Source organism: Paenibacillus sp. JQZ6Y-1, assembly GCF_040719145.1.
GTDB lineage: Bacteria > Bacillota > Bacilli > Paenibacillales > Paenibacillaceae > Saccharibacillus > Saccharibacillus kandeliae.
On the sequence record NZ_JBFDUZ010000004.1, the window covers coordinates 335,794 to 352,141 of the forward strand.

Below are 16,348 nucleotides of genomic sequence, written 5' to 3' on the forward strand. Positions count from 1 at the left end.
CGTTAAAGTGCTAAAGCGAAATGGTTTGACAAAGACTTGAACGATTCAGTACAATGAACTGGGATTCCGAGGGTGGAGTGTGTTATGACAGGACAACAACAGCGCAAACCGGACGGTTCATCGCCTTGGAAGGCGGTTGGATTGGTGAGTGCGATCGGTATCGATCTGACTGTGTGCACACTTGCCGGATTCTGGTTTGGTTCTTGGCTGGACCGAATGTGGAATGGCTCAGGAATCGGTATTGCCATCGGTGTGCTTGCAGGTTTGTTTGCAGGCATTGTAGGTATCATTGTCATCATTAAGAAAATAGTGGGGGAACCGAATGAATGAAATACCAGCGTACATTTATTGGCTGACCCGGACCACCTTTGTTTTTCTCGCGCTTTGTTTCCTTGCTGTCGCATTGCTTCCGGAATACCGTCCCATCGCCTTTGGGCTGATTGTGGGCTCGGCGGTTAGCTTCGTGAATACGAAGTATTTAGCCAAAAAGGTGCAAAAGATGACCGATGAGGCAGCAAGCGGTACAGGAAAGAGATTCAAAGGATTGGGATTTGCACAGCGGGCGGCTTTTTCGATTGGTGCCGTTATTCTTGCAGTCGAGTTTCCAAAGGTGTTTGAGATTCATGCACTTGCTGGAAGCCTTGTATTTGCACCGTTTGCACTTGTCATTATCGGCTTTATCCTTTCTCGCCGCGAAAACAAGCTGAACTCCGATAACGAAAGGGGTGAGAAAAATGCATGAAGCACCGATAGTTCAGATTGCAGGTTTAAATTTTGACCTTGCACTGATTCTAACCGTAATTGTAAGTGGTATCATTGTATTTGCACTAGCAAAGCTGGCTACTCGCAATCTATCTGTAGAGAATCCAGGCAAGCTGCAAAACTTTATGGAATGGGTAGTTGAATTCGTACAGGGTTTGATCTCCAGTACGATGGACTATAAAAAGGGAGCACCGTTCTTATCGCTCGGTCTGACATTGATTATGTTTATTTTTGTCAGTAACATGCTCGGTCTACCGCTTGTCGTTCCGTTCAAGTATACAGACCCTGCAGCAGCTAATTTCTTCGGTCTGCCGCTCACATCGGTTCTCGATGGATTGAGTTCAGGCAAAGAGTATGTTGAGGTAGGCTGGTGGAAATCACCAACCGCTGACGCTGCATCCGCAATGGGATTAGCACTGATCGTATTCGTTCTGGTTCACTTCTTGGGTATTGTGAAGAATCCGAAGCACTATTTCGGTCATTACTTCAAACCGTTCTTCTTCTTCTTCCCAATCAACTTGATCGAGCAGTTCTCGAAACTGTTGACACACGGAATGCGTCTATTCGGTAATATTTTTGCCGGTGAGGTTTTGATTTCCGTATTGCTCAAAATGTCGACACTGTGGTTCGGAGTAGGAGCAGTTGCCTCTGTACTGGGCTTGATCGTATGGCAAGGATTCAGTATCTTTGTTGGTACAATCCAAGCTTTCGTTTTCACCATTCTGGCTATGGTATACATATCGCAATCGCTGGAGACGGATGAGGATCATTAACTCATTATCGACTTTTGAGAGCGCATTTTGAATAGCGTGGTCTGATGGTTCTATGTCACTGGTTTCACAGTTCGGAAGTTGGATATCCCTTCATACCGGGCTCAACATAAATAATAATTTACACACTCTAAGGAGGATTTTTTCAATGGGAGCATTAGCATTTCTGGCGGCAGCTATCGCCGTAGGTCTGGGCGCATTGGGCGCAGGTATTGGTAACGGTCTGATCGTAAGTAAAACAGTCGAAGGTATCGCTCGTCAACCAGAAGCGAAATCCACACTGCAAACAGTAATGTTTATCGGTGTAGGTCTGGTAGAGGCACTGCCAATCATCGGTGTAGTACTGGCGTTCATTTTCTACGCTGCTGCATAATCAAAGAACAAATAACTGGCGGGGAAGGCCACAGCCATCCGCGCCTTCTTTTTAGCGTAAGTGTGCGTGAAGTCATAGGATTCGGATGATATCTTCATTGCTCTTCATTAATATCATGTTATTTCGATTTGGAAGTTTCGGGGAAGGAGTGAACTGATTTGCATTTTGAATGGACTAACCTTGTGATCGTGATCGTTGCGTTTCTGATCCTGTACTGGCTCTTGAACCGTTATGCATTTGGTCCGCTGTTTTCGGTGATGGAAAAACGCCGCGAACTGATCAAGCAGCAGATGGACGAAGCAGCTCAGACGCGCAATCAGGCAACTCAATATGTAGAAGAACAAAAAGTGGCTTTGCAGCAGGCACGTAAAGATGCTCAGGATATTCTTGAGCAAGCTCGTCAAACGAGCAACAGCCAAGCTGAACAGCTGATCAACCAAGCAAAAGAAGAATCGCTGCGTCTCAAAAACGAGGCTGCTCGCGATATCGAGAACGAGAAAAACAAAGCCGTGGCTGCACTGCGCAGCGAAATCGGTGCTGTTTCCGTACAAATCGCTTCCAAAGTGCTGCAAAAAGAAGTTGATCCAAAAGCGCAGGAACAACTGGTGGATGATTACCTGAAAGACGTAGGGATCAGACAATGAGCCGCGATACTGTAGTATCGTCCCGTTACGCCAAAGCCCTTTTTGAAGCAGCGTCCGACAGTGGACGTGTGGAAGAAACTGGTCAGGAACTGAAAGCCGTTGTCGACGCGCTGGCAGCGGATCATGAATTCCGCAATTTTATCGCTACGCCGAATATATCGCTGGCTGATAAGGAAAAGGTGCTGGATAACGTATTTTCGGGCAAAGTTTCCGATGCTCTGCTGCGTACAATGGTGCTTTTGATTGAGCGCGGTAGATATGAGGTATTTCCCGAACTATTGAGCAGCTACAACAATATTGTCAGCGATACGCTGAATGTTGCAGATGCTACCGTGTACACACCGTTTCCATTAACCGAGCAAGAGCAGGCAGAAGTGTCCGCTACCTTCGGTCAATTATCAGGCAAGCGTCTTCGTATACAAAATGTAATTGATGAGTCGCTGATTGGCGGACTCAAAGTAGTCATCGGCGATAAGCTGTATGACGGCAGCGTTTCGGGCAAACTGGAACGTCTGGAAAAGTCTTTTCGGAGACAAGCATAAGAGACAGGAGGGACTGACTTGAGTATCAGACCTGAAGAAATCAGTACATTGATTAAAAGTCAAATCGAGCAGTACAAAAGCGATATTGAAGTCGTTGAAGTCGGTACCGTTATCCAAGTAAGTGATGGTATTGCTCGCGTATACGGCTTGCAAAACGCAATGTCCGGCGAACTGCTTGAGTTTTCCAATGGCGTTATGGGGATGGCACTGAACCTTGAAGCAAACAATGTCGGTGTCGTTATCCTTGGTGAATATACAGACATCCGCGAAGGCGACCAAGTAAAACGTACAGGCCGCATCATGGAAGTTCCTGTTGGCGAAGCCCTGCTGGGTCGCGTTGTTAACCCACTGGGTCAACCCGTAGACGGCAAAGGTCCAATCGCAGCAACCGAATTCCGTCCAGTTGAAGGTTCTGCACCGGGTGTTATCGACCGTAAATCGGTTCATGAGCCGATGCAAACTGGTATCAAAGCGATTGACGCCATGGTACCGATCGGTCGCGGTCAGCGCGAGCTGATCATCGGTGACCGTCAAACAGGTAAAACGGCGATTGCCATCGATGCGATCATCAACCAAAAAGGCCAAGGCGTAAAATGTATTTACGTTGCTATCGGTCAAAAGCAATCTACAGTAGCACAGGTAGTGGAAACGCTGCGCCGTCACGGTGCACTGGAATACACGATCATCGTGACTGCATCCGCATCCGATCCGTCCCCACTGTTGTACATAGCTCCTTACGCGGGCTGCGCAATGGGCGAGTACTTTATGTACAAAGGCGAGCATGCGCTGATCATCTATGATGACCTGTCCAAACAGGCAGCCGCTTACCGCGAACTGTCCTTGCTGCTCCGTCGTCCACCGGGCCGCGAAGCCTTCCCTGGTGATGTATTCTACCTGCACTCCCGTTTGCTGGAACGTGCAGCGAAACTGAGTGACGCACGAGGCGGCGGTTCCCTGACGGCACTGCCATTTATCGAAACGCAAGCGTCCGACGTATCGGCATACATCCCGACCAACGTTATCTCCATTACCGACGGTCAGATCTTCTTGGAGTCCGATCTGTTCTATGCAGGTCAACGTCCAGCGATCAACGTAGGTATCTCCGTATCTCGTGTCGGTGGTTCCGCACAGATCAAAGCGATGAAAAAGGTTGCAGGTACACTGCGTCTGGATCTGGCGCAATACCGCGAGCTGCAAGCATTTGCTCAGTTCGGTTCCGACCTTGATAAATCGACATTGTCCCGTCTGAACCGTGGTGCACGTATGATGGAAATTCTGAAACAAGGCGTGAACCAACCGCTGCTCGTTGAACAGCAGGTAGTCAGCCTGTACACGGCAGTCAAAGGTCATCTGGATGATATTCCAGTAGCCGATGTACGCCGTTTTGAATCGGAATTCCTGTCCTTCATGACAACAAGTCATGATGCTGTTCTGCAATCGATCCGCGATACCAAAGACCTGACTTCCGATAACGAAGCTGCTCTGGTTGAAGCGATTCAAGCCTTCAAAAAAGGGTTTGCAACCAGCTAATATTTGCTCTGAACGAACCGCTGTCCGGTTGATGCCGGTCAGCCTCTCATAAATCATGCGCGATAAGGGCTGCTTTGGATGTATAAGTCCGGCAGACTGTCCGCAACAGCACGCATCTTCAGGTCAGATGATCATATCCCGCGCACTGGTGTATATGATGACTGACCTGCGGCATGTTTGCAGCAGTCAATATCTCCGTAACAGGAGTGCGACTTTGCTGTCAGCCAGTGTTTGGAACTGGCAGTGATCGTATGACTTTGAACGCGATTCAAAGGTTAAGGTGGTGAAACCATATGGCTAAAGGTATGCGTGAGATTAAAAGGCAGATCAAAAGTGTTCAGAACACAAGACAGATTACCAAAGCGATGGAAATGGTCGCAGCTTCCAAGCTTCGCAAAGCACAGGAGAAAGCACAGGCAGCACGCCCGTACTCCGATAAACTGCGTGAAGTGGTGGCAAGCATTGCGTCTGGCACAAAAGGCGTTAAGCATCCTATGCTGGACAAACGTCCGGTTAAACGTGTTGCTTACCTAATCGTGACATCCGATCGTGGTCTGGCTGGCGGTTACAATGCCAACATTCTGCGTCAGGTCAGCGCTGACATCAACAAGCGTCATTCGTCCGCGGACGAATACGAACTGTTTGTCATTGGACGTAAAGGCCGTGACTACTTCCGTCGTCGCACGATGCCTGTGACTGATTCGGTAGCCGAACTGACGGATTTCCCGTCGTATGCGGATATCAAATCACTTGCTCAGGCAGCGATTCAAGGGTATGAAGAAGGTCGTTACGATGAGCTGTACTTATGTTATAACCAGTTTATCAACGCGTTAACGCAAACACCGACATCTGTACGCTTGCTTCCGATGGATACAATGGAAGTACAATCCGATACGGTAACGGCGAGCTACGAATATGAGCCTTCAGCCGAGGAAGTACTGGCTGTATTGCTGCCGAAATATGCACAAACCCTGATCTTCAATGCGTTGCTGGAAGGTAAAGCAAGTGAGCAGGGCGCACGTATGACGGCAATGGGTAGCGCAACGAAGAATGCTTCCCAAATGATCGGCGATCTCAAACTGGTATATAACCGTGCACGTCAGGCGGCTATTACCCAGGAAATTACCGAGATCGTAGCAGGTGCAAACGCACAAAACTAAGAAGTGGATCGTATGAGATGCAGTTTGACTGCATGAACATCCCATTTCATAATCTATCGTCATCATGGCAATACATTTTCAAAGCGGATGGTTGCTGGGCATGTCCCGCTGCAACACCGCTTCCAATATGGTTTGATACAGCAAGTCAGTAGGAGGGAAAAGGATAATGAATACAGGACGCGTTGTAAGTATTCAGGGTCCGGTTGTCGACGTTGAGTTTGATCGTGGTCAACTGCCGGAAATCCTGAACGCACTTAAGGTCGATACAACACTGGAAAACGGTAGAAAGATCGATCTGACGCTTGAAGTATCCAACCATCAGGGTGATAACCTGGTGCGTTGTATTGCAATGTCTTCCACAGACGGCCTTGTGCGCGGTCTGGAAGTACAAGATCTGGGTGCACCCATCTCCGTTCCAGTTGGTGAAGTAACACTGGGTCGCGTATTTAACGTACTCGGTCAGCCAATCGACGAAGCGGGTGATGTGGTTTCCGAGATTAACAACCCAATTCACCGTGAAGCACCAAAATTTGATGAACTGTCCACACAAGCAGAAATGCTGGAAACAGGGATCAAAGTTATCGACTTGCTCGCACCATACGCAAAAGGCGGTAAGATCGGTCTGTTCGGTGGTGCCGGTGTAGGTAAAACGGTAACGATTCAAGAACTGATCAACAACATCGCACAAGAGCACGGCGGTATCTCCGTATTCTCCGGTGTTGGTGAGCGTACTCGTGAAGGGAATGACCTGTACCACGAGATGAGAGAGTCTGGCGTTATTAATAAAACAGCAATGGTATTCGGACAGATGAACGAGCCTCCGGGCGCACGTCTGCGCGTTGCACTGACTGGTCTGACAATGGCGGAATATTTCCGTGATCAAGAAGGCAAAGACGTACTGCTGTTTATCGATAATATCTTCCGCTTTACACAAGCGGGTTCCGAAGTATCCGCCCTGCTGGGTCGCATGCCGTCCGCGGTAGGTTACCAGCCAACCCTCGCTACTGAGATGGGTCAGCTGCAAGAGCGTATTACTTCCACCAAAAAAGGTTCCGTTACGTCCATTCAGGCGATCTACGTGCCTGCGGATGACTATACTGACCCGGCTCCGGCAACAACATTTGCCCACTTGGATGCAACGACCAACCTGGAGCGTAAAATTTCCGAGATGGGTATCTTCCCAGCGGTTGATCCTCTGGCTTCCAGCTCCCGTATCCTGACACCAGAAGTAGTTGGCGAAGAGCACTACAATGTAGCGCAAGGCGTACAACGCATTCTGGCTCGTTATCAAGAGCTGCAAGATATTATCGCCATCCTCGGTATGGATGAACTGAGCGAGGAAGACAAGCTGACCGTTTCGCGTGCGCGCAAAATCCAGCGTTTCCTGTCCCAGCCATTCCACGTCGCCGAGCAGTTTACTGGTATCAAAGGTCGCTATGTACAAGTAAAAGAAACAGTACGTAGCTTCAAAGAGATTCTGGATGGTAAACACGATGAGCTTCCAGAAGCAGCATTCCTCTTTGTAGGCACAATCGAGGAAGCAGTGGAGAAAGCGAAAACACTGTAAGAGCATGCCTGCAAAACGTGAGGAGGGATGAAAGTGAGCACGTTTTTATTGGAAATCGTCACACCTGAGCGTCTGGTCTTTTCCGAACAGGTCGATCGTCTGATCGCTACAGGTGTCGAAGGCGAATTGGGCATTCTCGCCGGCCATATTCCAACGGTTACTCCACTCAAAGTGGCACCGTTGACGTTTCAGGCTGGCGGCAAAAGAAGTACATTTGCGATTCAAGGCGGCTTTCTAGAAGTGCGTCCCGACAAAGTGGTCGTACTCGCAGAGAGTGCTGAACGGTCCAATGATATCGATGTGGAACGCGCACGCGCTGCCAAAGAGCGTGCCGAGCGCCGACTGAGCAATCGCTCCAGTCAGGATCATATTGATTTCCGTCGTGCCGAGCTTGCTATGCAACGCGCGATGAACCGTATCAAAGTATCTTCTTCAGGTGAAAACCGATAACATAAACAAGCCGGCCCGTCATGATAACGGTCCGGCTGTTTTTGTGTCGCTGGGTGTTTAGACCCATGTGTAGAATGAAGAGATTCGCTGAAAAAAGCTGATTTAAAGGCAGGAAACACCCGAAAATACTGATTTTTTTCAGGAAATGTACGAATATGCCATTTATACAGTGAAATTTGTAAATTTGGGACTAGATTCTTTGGTGAAGGGCAAGTATTATAGAATAGTCCGTATAAAAGACTGATTGCCAAGTAATTTATGTAAGGAGGCTGTGAGCTGGAATGAGCACAGTAGATGCGGGAGCCGCTGTCGGCACAAACGGTTTGCTATCCATTATCATCTCGCTGCTTTGCATTGGTCTTTCATGGTGGGCGTTGCAAAATTTCAAGTTTGATCTGCTGGTTCGTCATCCCAAGAGTGCTGCCGGTAAAATGCTTCATTTACTGCTGGCGATTGTGCTTGGGCATTTCGTATCCGCGTTTTTGCTCGACTATCTCCAGTGGACACAGGCATTGCGATTTATGTTTTGAATGTGGGGATTACGGTTATAAGTGTTTTAGGCTTATTTCATTTATTAAGCTGCCGTCTTATTATGATTCAAGTAACCGCACATTTGACTTCATGTTTGGAACTGGACAACCGCTGGAATATCAACCATTACATTAAATATTAAAATCAAAATTACATGCAATAGGCATCGTAAACCGGAAGATAATAGGGTAGCATACAGGCTGGCATTTCATTTGATCAGACAGCATGACTCACAGGGCCACCGCCATGTTCACACTACTATTCATATCCAACTTATAATGCCGGACAAGCAAAATGACGCGCGGAGGGAATCCTAATGAGCAAATTTATCGTCCGCGGTGGCAAGCGATTGACAGGGAATGTCAAAGTTAGCGGGGCAAAGAATTCAGTTCTCCCGATTATTGCTGCCTCTTTACTGGGAGAAAAAGGTGTAAGCATCATTCACGAAGCACCTTCCCTTGACGATGTAATGACTATCAACAAAGTATTGGAATCGCTTGGAGCTGTGGTTACATACCAGAATGAGACAATCCATGTCGATGCACAGGAATTGTCTTCTTGCGAAGCCCCGTATGAGTGGGTTAGCAAAATGCGTGCTTCTTTTCTGGTAATGGGTCCGCTGTTGACCCGTCTGGGCAAAACCCGTATTTCGCTGCCGGGCGGCTGTGCCATTGGTACACGTCCGATTGATCAGCATTTGAAAGGCTTTGAAGCAATGGGCGCAGAGATCAATCTGGGTCATGGCTACATTGAAGCCAAATGCGATGGCAGACTGCGCGGCACCAAGATTTATCTGGATGTTGCAAGTGTGGGTGCTACCGAGAACATCATGATGGCTGCTACTCTGGCAGAGGGTATCACAACGATTGAGAATGCTGCCAAAGAACCAGAAATCGTGGATCTGGCAAACTTCCTGAACGGAATGGGTGCCAAAGTTCGCGGTGCAGGTACAGGAGTAATTCGCATTGAAGGCGTGGAAAAACTGCAGGGAACCGAGCATACCGTTATTCCTGACCGTATCGAAGCTGGAACGTATATGGTAGCTGCGGCTATCACGGGCGGCGACGTATATGTCGAAGGCGCGATTGCAGACCATCTGGGTCCAGTCATTGCCAAAATGGAAGAAATGGGTGTAGAAATTACACCGGATGAGAATGGTGTACGTGTTGTCGCTAATCATCCGCTCCGTGCTGTAGATGTCAAAACATTGCCTTACCCTGGATTCCCGACGGATATGCAGGCGCAAATGATGGCGTTGATGCTTGGGTCCGAAGGAACCAGCATCATTACTGAAACTGTGTTTGAGAATCGCTTTATGCACGTGGATGAGTTCAACCTGATGAATGCGGGAATCCGTATCGAAGGCAGAACATCCATCGTAACAGGCGGTCCACAACTGGTTGGCGCTAAAGTATGTGCAACCGACCTTCGTGCTGGTGCTGCATTGATCTGTGCTGGTCTGATTGCCGAAGGTACAACCGAAGTGGGCGGTACTCATCATATCGACCGCGGGTATGTACATCTGGCTGAAAAGCTGTCCGGTCTGGGTGCAGACATCTGGCGTCTGGAAGAAGCCGAAGTCAACACTGTACCATCGGCAAGCGAAGCTGCTGCGATGCTGGCTGAAAAAGCCAAAACCGCAAGTGCATCGATGCTGAATGTACAAACGACTGGCGTGTAATGTTAAATAACTGGCTAGAAGCGCGGAATACCAGTTACTCCATATACGCTTGTAGGGCGCATAGGGATGACCGCCATTTTCGTCAATCTAGCCTCTCATAAGATCAAAAGCCGAAGCCGGACCATGTGTCCGGCTTTTTGCTTGGTTACATTACTGTTACTTCCGCCAATTCCCGAACATTATCGTTGAATCCCCTATGCAATTATGCTAATTTTAATAAAGATTGACCGTGATAAGAGTTTGACGATCTGAGCATTTGGACGAAATGCGAATTCTGTGATCCATGGTAGCAACCGAACTTACAGACAGCTTTGTTGGTGAATTCGCCCAGACGGTGTGGTGATAAGAGACTCTTTTACCGGAAATACGACTTTTGGAGGCTCTTGACATGTTTAGCAAGGATATCGGAATTGATCTGGGTACGGCAAACGTACTCATTCACGTAAAAGGTAAAGGTGTAGTGCTGGATGAACCATCTGTCGTAACGCTGGAAACAGACACCAAACGCGTACTGGCTGTCGGTGAGGAAGCTCGCCGCATGATCGGCAGAACACCAGGCAATATTGTAGCGATTCGTCCACTGCGTGACGGCGTTATTGCTGATTTTGATGTAACAGAAACGATGCTTAAACATTTTATTAATAAAGTAGGTGCGCGCAACTGGTACAGTCATCCGCGCATTCTCATTTGTGCGCCGACGAACATTACCTCCGTTGAGCAAAAGTCGATTCGCGAAGCGGCAGAGCGTACGGGAGCAAAAGATGTATTTTTGGAAGCTGAACCGAAAGCGGCTGCGATTGGTGCAGGCATGAACATTTTTGAGCCGAGCGGTAACATGGTAATCGACATCGGTGGCGGTACGACTGATATTGCCGTCTTGTCGATGGGGGATATCGTTACGTCTTCTTCATTAAAAGTAGCTGGCGACAAATTCGACGATTCCATTATGCGCTATATTAAAAATGAATATAAATTGCTGATTGGTGAACGTACAGCGGAAGACATCAAAGTCAATATCGCTACCGTTCGTCCAAGCGGCATTCAACGTGAGATGGATATTCGTGGTCGTGATATGGTTACCGGTCTGCCGAAGACAGTGACAATCACGGCAAATGAAGTTCAGAACGCGCTGTCCGACACCATTCTGTCGATCGTCAGTTCCGCTAAAATGGTATTGGAGCAGACTCCACCGGAATTGTCGGCAGATATTATCGACCGTGGCGTCATTTTGACCGGCGGCGGTGCGCTGCTGGATGGTCTCGAAGAGCTGTTGTCCCAAGAATTGCACGTACCCGTATTGGTTGCAGAAGACCCTATGCACTGCGTGGTCAAAGGAACTGGAATTATGTTAAATAATTTGGATAAAGTATCTAAAAAAAAGTTCTAAGCATGCCGATATAAATCATAACGAATGACAGTACAGTGATGCTTTTCGCATTTAATATATCAGCTCTATATGAACATTTTGTTCATTTGCGGTAAAATGAAGAAGTAACCCGACGGAATCCCTGCTGACTGATGCTGAGTACAGACGGAATTTTGAGAAGTGAGAGGAGATCCGGTAATGTTAAGAGGCCTTTATACTGCCGCTTCCGGCATGATTACACAACAGCGCCGACACGATACGATTACACAGAACATTGCAAACGTGAATACGCCAGGCTACAAACAGGTGGAAAGCATTGAACGTTCATTTCCCGAAATGCTAATTTCCCTGAGCAATGGCGACCAGGGGCAAACGAATCGTCAGATCGGTCGCATTAATACTGGCGTACTGGCTGAGGAGAGTGTATCGGTCAACGTACAAGGTGATGTACACCAGACCAACTCGCTGGATGATTTTGCAATTGTATCGGACATTAATCTGGCTGATCCAGCTACCGGACAAAATATTCCTTTCGATGCTTCCGGCAAATATGTATCCGACAACGGCACGATCACGTATCGTCCGCAGGCATTCTTCGCTGTGACTGGCAAAGATGGCGAAACGGGTTATACACGTGATGGTAATTTCCAACTGGATGGTGCGGGTACTTTACGCACATCGACCGGCAATGCCGTCTTGGGCAGCAACGGTAACCCTGTGACGTTGCAAGGCTCGATGAATGACTACAGCGTGGATTCACGCGGCGTGATCTTGTCGAAGCAGACTGGTCAGCAGGTAGGACGTATCGGTATCACTGTAGTTAATCAGCCTGGACTAATGACACGTACAGGTGATGGACTATTTCAAGTGAGTGCAGCCAATACACAACGAGCGGGCGTAAGAGAACTGCAAGCAGGTGACAATGTAGAACTTCGTCAAGGGTATCTGGAAGGTTCTACTGTTGATGCAGCCGCTTCTATGGTTGAGCTGAATGCCGCTTTACGTGCATACGAATCGAATCAGAAGATCGTACAATTTTATGATAAAAGCCTGGATAAAACCGTTAACGATGTCGGCCGTGTATAATAAAAGCAATACATTTGCTCTGTAACAACTCGCAAATAAAGGAGGCCAATAATGAACAACTCCATGATCAGCGCTATGGTGGCGATGAGCGGTATTCAACAAAAGCTGGGCGTTGTATCTGACAACATCGCTAACGCGGATACGGTAGGCTACAAAAGCAAGGATGCAACATTTGAAGATGTATTTACGATTGTAAAACAACAACCTGGTGCAGCATCTTCGCTGGCTGGACGTTCAACCGCAAGCGGTTATAATGTCGGCTTTGGCGCGCGTATGGGCGATGTAACGATGAACATGACTCAAGGTGCTATGCAAACGACGGGGAACCCAACGGATCTGGCGATCCAAGGCGATGCTATGTTCCGCGTGAGTGTAGACGGCAAAGAAGGTTGGACACGCGAAGGCTCGTTCCACTTTGTTCCGGTAGCGAATGATCCGAAGAGTGCATATATGGCAACTGCTCAAGGTTATCTGCTGTTGGACAATCAAGGGGATCCGATCAAGGTTCCTGCCAAAACAGATATCGGCATTGATGATAAGGGTGTCATTCGTTCTACAGATGGACGGGGACGAGTAACCGTTGTGAACAAAACGGTCGTGGAGAACGGACAAGAGCGTCAAATTCCGCAAAGCATCGGTGTGGATCGTATCATCCATCCAGAAGGCTTGCAGCAAATGGATGGCAATCTGTTCGTACTGCCTGCGAATGCACAGCGTGCTCAAGTAGTAGGCACGATGTCCGCAGATACCGGAATTCGTCAAGGATTCTTGGAATCGTCCAACGTGGATCTGAGCAGCGAAATGACAGATATGATGAATGTACAGCGCGCATATCAGCTGGCAGCGCGTGCATTGTCGTCCAGTGATCAAATGATGAATTTGGCGAATACGATTCGTGGCTAATCGTCGTTCTGCCATTCAGGAAGCGGCACGGACTCAGAAGGCAAGCCCCAATAAGCGGCTGACCAGAAGACCGACAGCTTCCGAAACGCAGAAACCGGAGAAGACGAAAGACAAGCCAGCTGCATCTCCGCGTTCCGCAGGCATGAGAACACTGCAGCTTGTGCTGGTGCTGGTTGGCTTTGCTGCCGCCGCACTGATTGGCATGACTGTAGGCTACGCTATGATTGGACATCAAAGCTTTGCTGATGTCTTTTACCCAGAAACGTGGGCTCATATTTTTGAGCTTGTATACGCACCCTAATGACAACGAACTCCTGCATTTGCAGGAGTTTTATTTTTTATGCCGAAACCGTTATAATGATGGGGAATGCCCGGATGAGTAAGACCGGAAGCGGCGCAATCTTTGCCCGAAAGTTATATTCCATTATATGGATCAAGCCCCTATAATGATGAGGAACGAGAGGAGTTTTATCAGCATGTATGATATACAACAAATTCAGGAAATTATTCCGCATCGCCCGCCCTTTTTGCTGGTTGACCGGCTGTTAGAGCTGGAAGAAGGCAAACGTGCGGTAGGCATCAAAAATGTAACGATGAACGAACCATTTTTTGCGGGTCATTTTCCGGGTTATCCGGTAATGCCGGGTGTACTGATCGTGGAAGCACTGGCTCAAGTAGGTGCAGCAGCGATTCTGAAAGTAGAAGCGAACCGCAGCAAGCTGGCGATGTTTGCCGGAATCGACGGTGTCCGTTTCCGTGGACAAGTCGTACCGGGCGATACACTGCGCCTTGAAGTAGAGATTACACGCATGAAAGCTTCCATCGGCAAAGGCCGCGCGGTAGCCACCGTAGATGGTAAAGTCGTAGTGGAAGGCGAGATTATGTTTGCCCTTACCGATCCGAACAAAGCCTGAGCGGTAAGATAAAGACCATATTGGATGAGGATCAACCTATATCAAGCAGTGGAGAAGGGATGGATATAATGACAACACTTAGCGAGCAAGCACAGCGCAATCTGCAACAATGGCTTAACGATGCAACAATTGATGAACAGACCAAGCAGGAACTGCAAAGCCTGGACGGTCAGGTATCCGAACTGGAGGACCGTTTTTATAGAGATCTTGAGTTTGGTACAGGTGGACTGCGTGGCGTCATTGGCGCGGGCAGCAACCGTATGAACTCCTATACCGTAGGACGTGCCACACAAGGGCTGGCTGAATACATTTTGTCTGTACATAACGGAGAGGGCAAGCCGTCCGTCGTTATCGCACATGACTCCCGTCATTTTTCCCCCGAATTTTCACTGGAAGCGGCATTGGTGCTGGCGGGTAACGGAATCGTTGCCAAGCTGTTCCCTTCGCTGCGCTCTACACCGGAACTGTCGTTTGCCGTACGCAATCTGAAGGCAACGGGCGGTATCGTGATTACAGCTAGCCATAATCCGCCGGAATACAACGGCTATAAAGTATATAACAACAATGGTGGTCAGCTTGTTCCTGACGAAGCAGAGCAAGTCATCGCCAAAATTCGTGATATTCAATCCTTTGCGAGCATCAAACGCATAAGCCGTGAAGAAGCGGAACAGCAAGGGCTGCTCGTATGGCTTGGCAATGATGAAGATGAAGCATTCCTTGATGCGGTTACATCGATCAGCGTGAACCGCGAGCTGCTGGCAGGCGATGCAGGCAAAAACCTGAACATCATCTACACACCGCTGCACGGTACAGGCAATCGTCCGGTCAAAGAAGGTCTGAAACGTCTTGGCTTCACCAATGTGACGATTGTAGAGCAGCAACAGGAGCCGGACGGCAACTTTAGCACCGTGAAATCGCCAAACCCAGAAGAACGCGAAGCCTTCACACTGGCGATTGAGCTAGGTGAGAAGATCGGCGCTGATATTCTGATCGGAACCGACCCGGATAGCGACCGTATGGGTGCGGTAGTTAAAGACCCATCTGGCAAATACTTCGTTCTGACAGGTAACCAGTCTGGTGCGATTATGATTCACTACTATCTGAGCCAACTGCAAGAGCAAGGCAAATTGCCTTCCAACGGCGCAGTCGTGAAAACAATCGTAACGAGCGAAATGGGTGCGGCTATCGCTGAGCACTATCATGCCACTGTATACAACACACTCACTGGCTTCAAATACATCGGCGAGAAAATGGATCAATTTGAAGCATCTGGTGAGCACACGTTCCTATTTGGCTATGAAGAAAGCTATGGCTATCTGGCTGGCAACTATGCCCGCGACAAAGATGCTGTAGTTGCTGCACTGCTGATCAGCGAAGCTGCTGCTTATTACAAACAGCAAGGTAAAACGCTGTATGATGTGCTGCAAGAGCTGTACGATCAATTTGGCTTCTTCCTCGAAGGTCTGGAATCCCGTACGCTCAAAGGTAAAGACGGCGTTGCCCAAATTCAAGGCATTATGGAAGACTGGCGTACAAACAGCCCGTCCGAAATCGGCGGTGTACAAGTGAGCGAGGCGCTGGATTACTCTAAAGGTCTGAATGGATTGCCAAAAGAGAACGTGCTGAAATTCATGCTGGCAGACGGCTCTTGGTTCTGCCTGCGTCCATCCGGTACAGAACCGAAAATCAAAGTGTACTTTGCGGTACGTGGCGACTCGGCAAGCGATTCCGAAGCCCGTCTGAACAACCTGAAGCAGGCAGTAATGAGCCGCGTTGACGGGTAAGACAGTGTCGCATCGTAGTATGAAATCAACTCGATCGTAATAACCTGCTTAATCATGCGAAAGAGAGGCAATTCCGTTTTCCGTAACCATGCTGCAAAAGGAAATGGAAGCGCAGAATGCCTCTTTTTCCATTCATGAGACGATCTAAAATCTACATTTGCTATGTTTATGCGTAAATTATAGCTTTTGTCGCGATTTTGCAGTGTTATTTCAGCTGGTGTACAGTATATAATAGAGCAGATGAATGAAGCGGTTCCGTTGCCTGGCAGTTTGCGGACGACGGAA

The 16,348-nt window shown here is 48.3% G+C and carries 18 protein-coding genes; all 18 read left to right on the forward strand.

The features are described from left to right. Positions 1-84: 84 nt before the first annotated feature. The 18 genes from ABXR35_RS19915 to ABXR35_RS20000 all read left to right on the forward strand — a co-directional run bounded on the left by ABXR35_RS19915 (position 85) and on the right by ABXR35_RS20000 (position 16,063). Complete coding sequence (locus ABXR35_RS19915; RefSeq protein ID WP_367063793.1) at positions 85-330, forward strand: AtpZ/AtpI family protein; 246 nt, start codon at positions 85-87, stop codon at positions 328-330. Beyond that, positions 323-742 (forward strand): ATP synthase subunit I, encoded by a 420-nt coding sequence (locus tag ABXR35_RS19920; protein ID WP_367063794.1) that lies wholly within the window; start codon positions 323-325, stop codon positions 740-742. Before ABXR35_RS19915 ends, ABXR35_RS19920 begins: the two co-directional genes overlap by 8 nt. Beyond that, positions 735-1,535, forward strand: coding sequence for a F0F1 ATP synthase subunit A (gene atpB / locus ABXR35_RS19925; protein WP_367063795.1), 801 nt, complete (start codon positions 735-737; stop codon positions 1,533-1,535). Before ABXR35_RS19920 ends, atpB begins: the two co-directional genes overlap by 8 nt. 145 nt (positions 1,536-1,680) lie before the next feature. Next, positions 1,681-1,905: a F0F1 ATP synthase subunit C gene (gene atpE, locus ABXR35_RS19930; protein ID WP_188774165.1), complete on the forward strand. Its 225-nt coding sequence runs from the start codon at positions 1,681-1,683 to the stop codon at positions 1,903-1,905. 158 nt (positions 1,906-2,063) lie between these two features. Beyond that, positions 2,064-2,549, forward strand: a complete 486-nt coding sequence (gene atpF / locus ABXR35_RS19935; RefSeq protein WP_367063796.1) for a F0F1 ATP synthase subunit B — start codon at positions 2,064-2,066, stop codon at positions 2,547-2,549. Further along, positions 2,546-3,091 carry a F0F1 ATP synthase subunit delta gene (locus tag ABXR35_RS19940; protein WP_367063797.1) on the forward strand — a complete coding sequence of 182 codons (546 nt, stop codon included), beginning with the start codon at positions 2,546-2,548 and terminating at the stop codon, positions 3,089-3,091. Before atpF ends, ABXR35_RS19940 begins: the two co-directional genes overlap by 4 nt. 18 nt (positions 3,092-3,109) lie before the next feature. After that, the gene (gene atpA / locus ABXR35_RS19945) at positions 3,110-4,621 is read left to right on the forward strand and encodes a F0F1 ATP synthase subunit alpha (RefSeq protein WP_367063798.1); all 1,512 of its coding nucleotides are present in this window, start codon (positions 3,110-3,112) and stop codon (positions 4,619-4,621) included. Between the two features lie 293 nt (positions 4,622-4,914). Then, entirely contained in the window at positions 4,915-5,781 is an 867-nt protein-coding gene (gene atpG, locus ABXR35_RS19950) for an ATP synthase F1 subunit gamma (protein WP_367063799.1), read from the forward strand. A gap of 166 nt (positions 5,782-5,947) precedes the next feature. Continuing rightward, positions 5,948-7,348: a F0F1 ATP synthase subunit beta gene (atpD, locus tag ABXR35_RS19955; RefSeq protein WP_367063800.1), complete on the forward strand. Its 1,401-nt coding sequence runs from the start codon at positions 5,948-5,950 to the stop codon at positions 7,346-7,348. Between the two features lie 33 nt (positions 7,349-7,381). Then, a complete protein-coding gene (locus tag ABXR35_RS19960) occupies positions 7,382-7,798 on the forward strand; it encodes a F0F1 ATP synthase subunit epsilon (protein WP_367063801.1) in 417 nt (138 codons plus the stop codon). A 281-nt stretch (positions 7,799-8,079) separates the two neighbouring features. After that, positions 8,080-8,328, forward strand: coding sequence for a DUF1146 family protein (locus ABXR35_RS19965; RefSeq protein WP_367063802.1), 249 nt, complete (start codon positions 8,080-8,082; stop codon positions 8,326-8,328). Positions 8,329-8,645: 317 nt separating this feature from the next. After that, on the forward strand, positions 8,646-10,010 hold the full coding sequence (murA, locus tag ABXR35_RS19970; protein ID WP_367063803.1) for a UDP-N-acetylglucosamine 1-carboxyvinyltransferase: 1,365 nt from the start codon (positions 8,646-8,648) through the stop codon (positions 10,008-10,010). Positions 10,011-10,398: 388 nt separating this feature from the next. Then, positions 10,399-11,397, forward strand: coding sequence for a rod shape-determining protein (locus tag ABXR35_RS19975; RefSeq protein WP_367063804.1), 999 nt, complete (start codon positions 10,399-10,401; stop codon positions 11,395-11,397). A gap of 177 nt (positions 11,398-11,574) precedes the next feature. Then, positions 11,575-12,462: a flagellar hook-basal body protein gene (locus tag ABXR35_RS19980; protein WP_367063805.1), complete on the forward strand. Its 888-nt coding sequence runs from the start codon at positions 11,575-11,577 to the stop codon at positions 12,460-12,462. A gap of 51 nt (positions 12,463-12,513) precedes the next feature. Next, positions 12,514-13,365: a flagellar hook-basal body protein gene (locus tag ABXR35_RS19985; RefSeq protein ID WP_367063806.1), complete on the forward strand. Its 852-nt coding sequence runs from the start codon at positions 12,514-12,516 to the stop codon at positions 13,363-13,365. Beyond that, complete coding sequence (locus ABXR35_RS19990) at positions 13,358-13,666, forward strand: DNA-directed RNA polymerase subunit beta (protein ID WP_367063807.1); 309 nt, start codon at positions 13,358-13,360, stop codon at positions 13,664-13,666. Before ABXR35_RS19985 ends, ABXR35_RS19990 begins: the two co-directional genes overlap by 8 nt. Positions 13,667-13,841: 175 nt before the next feature. Further along, positions 13,842-14,279: a 3-hydroxyacyl-ACP dehydratase FabZ gene (fabZ, locus tag ABXR35_RS19995; protein ID WP_367063808.1), complete on the forward strand. Its 438-nt coding sequence runs from the start codon at positions 13,842-13,844 to the stop codon at positions 14,277-14,279. Between the two features lie 68 nt (positions 14,280-14,347). After that, positions 14,348-16,063 carry a phospho-sugar mutase gene (locus tag ABXR35_RS20000; RefSeq protein ID WP_367063809.1) on the forward strand — a complete coding sequence of 572 codons (1,716 nt, stop codon included), beginning with the start codon at positions 14,348-14,350 and terminating at the stop codon, positions 16,061-16,063. Positions 16,064-16,348: the final 285 nt, after the last annotated feature.

Excerpts from the sequence above, each read along its gene's own strand:
- fabZ (WP_367063808.1), top strand. The coding sequence starts at position 13,842 with ATGTATGATATACAACAAATTCAGGAAATTATTCCGCATCGCCCGCCC.
- atpD (WP_367063800.1), top strand. The coding sequence starts at position 5,948 with ATGAATACAGGACGCGTTGTAAGTATTCAGGGTCCGGTTGTCGACGTT.
- ABXR35_RS19980 (WP_367063805.1), top strand. The coding sequence starts at position 11,575 with ATGTTAAGAGGCCTTTATACTGCCGCTTCCGGCATGATTACACAACAG.
- atpG (WP_367063799.1), top strand. The coding sequence starts at position 4,915 with ATGGCTAAAGGTATGCGTGAGATTAAAAGGCAGATCAAAAGTGTTCAG.
- ABXR35_RS19975 (WP_367063804.1), top strand. The coding sequence starts at position 10,399 with ATGTTTAGCAAGGATATCGGAATTGATCTGGGTACGGCAAACGTACTC.
- atpB (WP_367063795.1), top strand. The coding sequence starts at position 735 with ATGCATGAAGCACCGATAGTTCAGATTGCAGGTTTAAATTTTGACCTT.
- ABXR35_RS19965 (WP_367063802.1), top strand. The coding sequence starts at position 8,080 with ATGAGCACAGTAGATGCGGGAGCCGCTGTCGGCACAAACGGTTTGCTA.
- atpE (WP_188774165.1), top strand. The coding sequence starts at position 1,681 with ATGGGAGCATTAGCATTTCTGGCGGCAGCTATCGCCGTAGGTCTGGGC.
- ABXR35_RS20000 (WP_367063809.1), top strand. The coding sequence starts at position 14,348 with ATGACAACACTTAGCGAGCAAGCACAGCGCAATCTGCAACAATGGCTT.
- ABXR35_RS19940 (WP_367063797.1), top strand. The coding sequence starts at position 2,546 with ATGAGCCGCGATACTGTAGTATCGTCCCGTTACGCCAAAGCCCTTTTT.
- ABXR35_RS19985 (WP_367063806.1), top strand. The coding sequence starts at position 12,514 with ATGAACAACTCCATGATCAGCGCTATGGTGGCGATGAGCGGTATTCAA.
- murA (WP_367063803.1), top strand. The coding sequence starts at position 8,646 with ATGAGCAAATTTATCGTCCGCGGTGGCAAGCGATTGACAGGGAATGTC.
- ABXR35_RS19920 (WP_367063794.1), top strand. The coding sequence starts at position 323 with ATGAATGAAATACCAGCGTACATTTATTGGCTGACCCGGACCACCTTT.
- ABXR35_RS19915 (WP_367063793.1), top strand. The coding sequence starts at position 85 with ATGACAGGACAACAACAGCGCAAACCGGACGGTTCATCGCCTTGGAAG.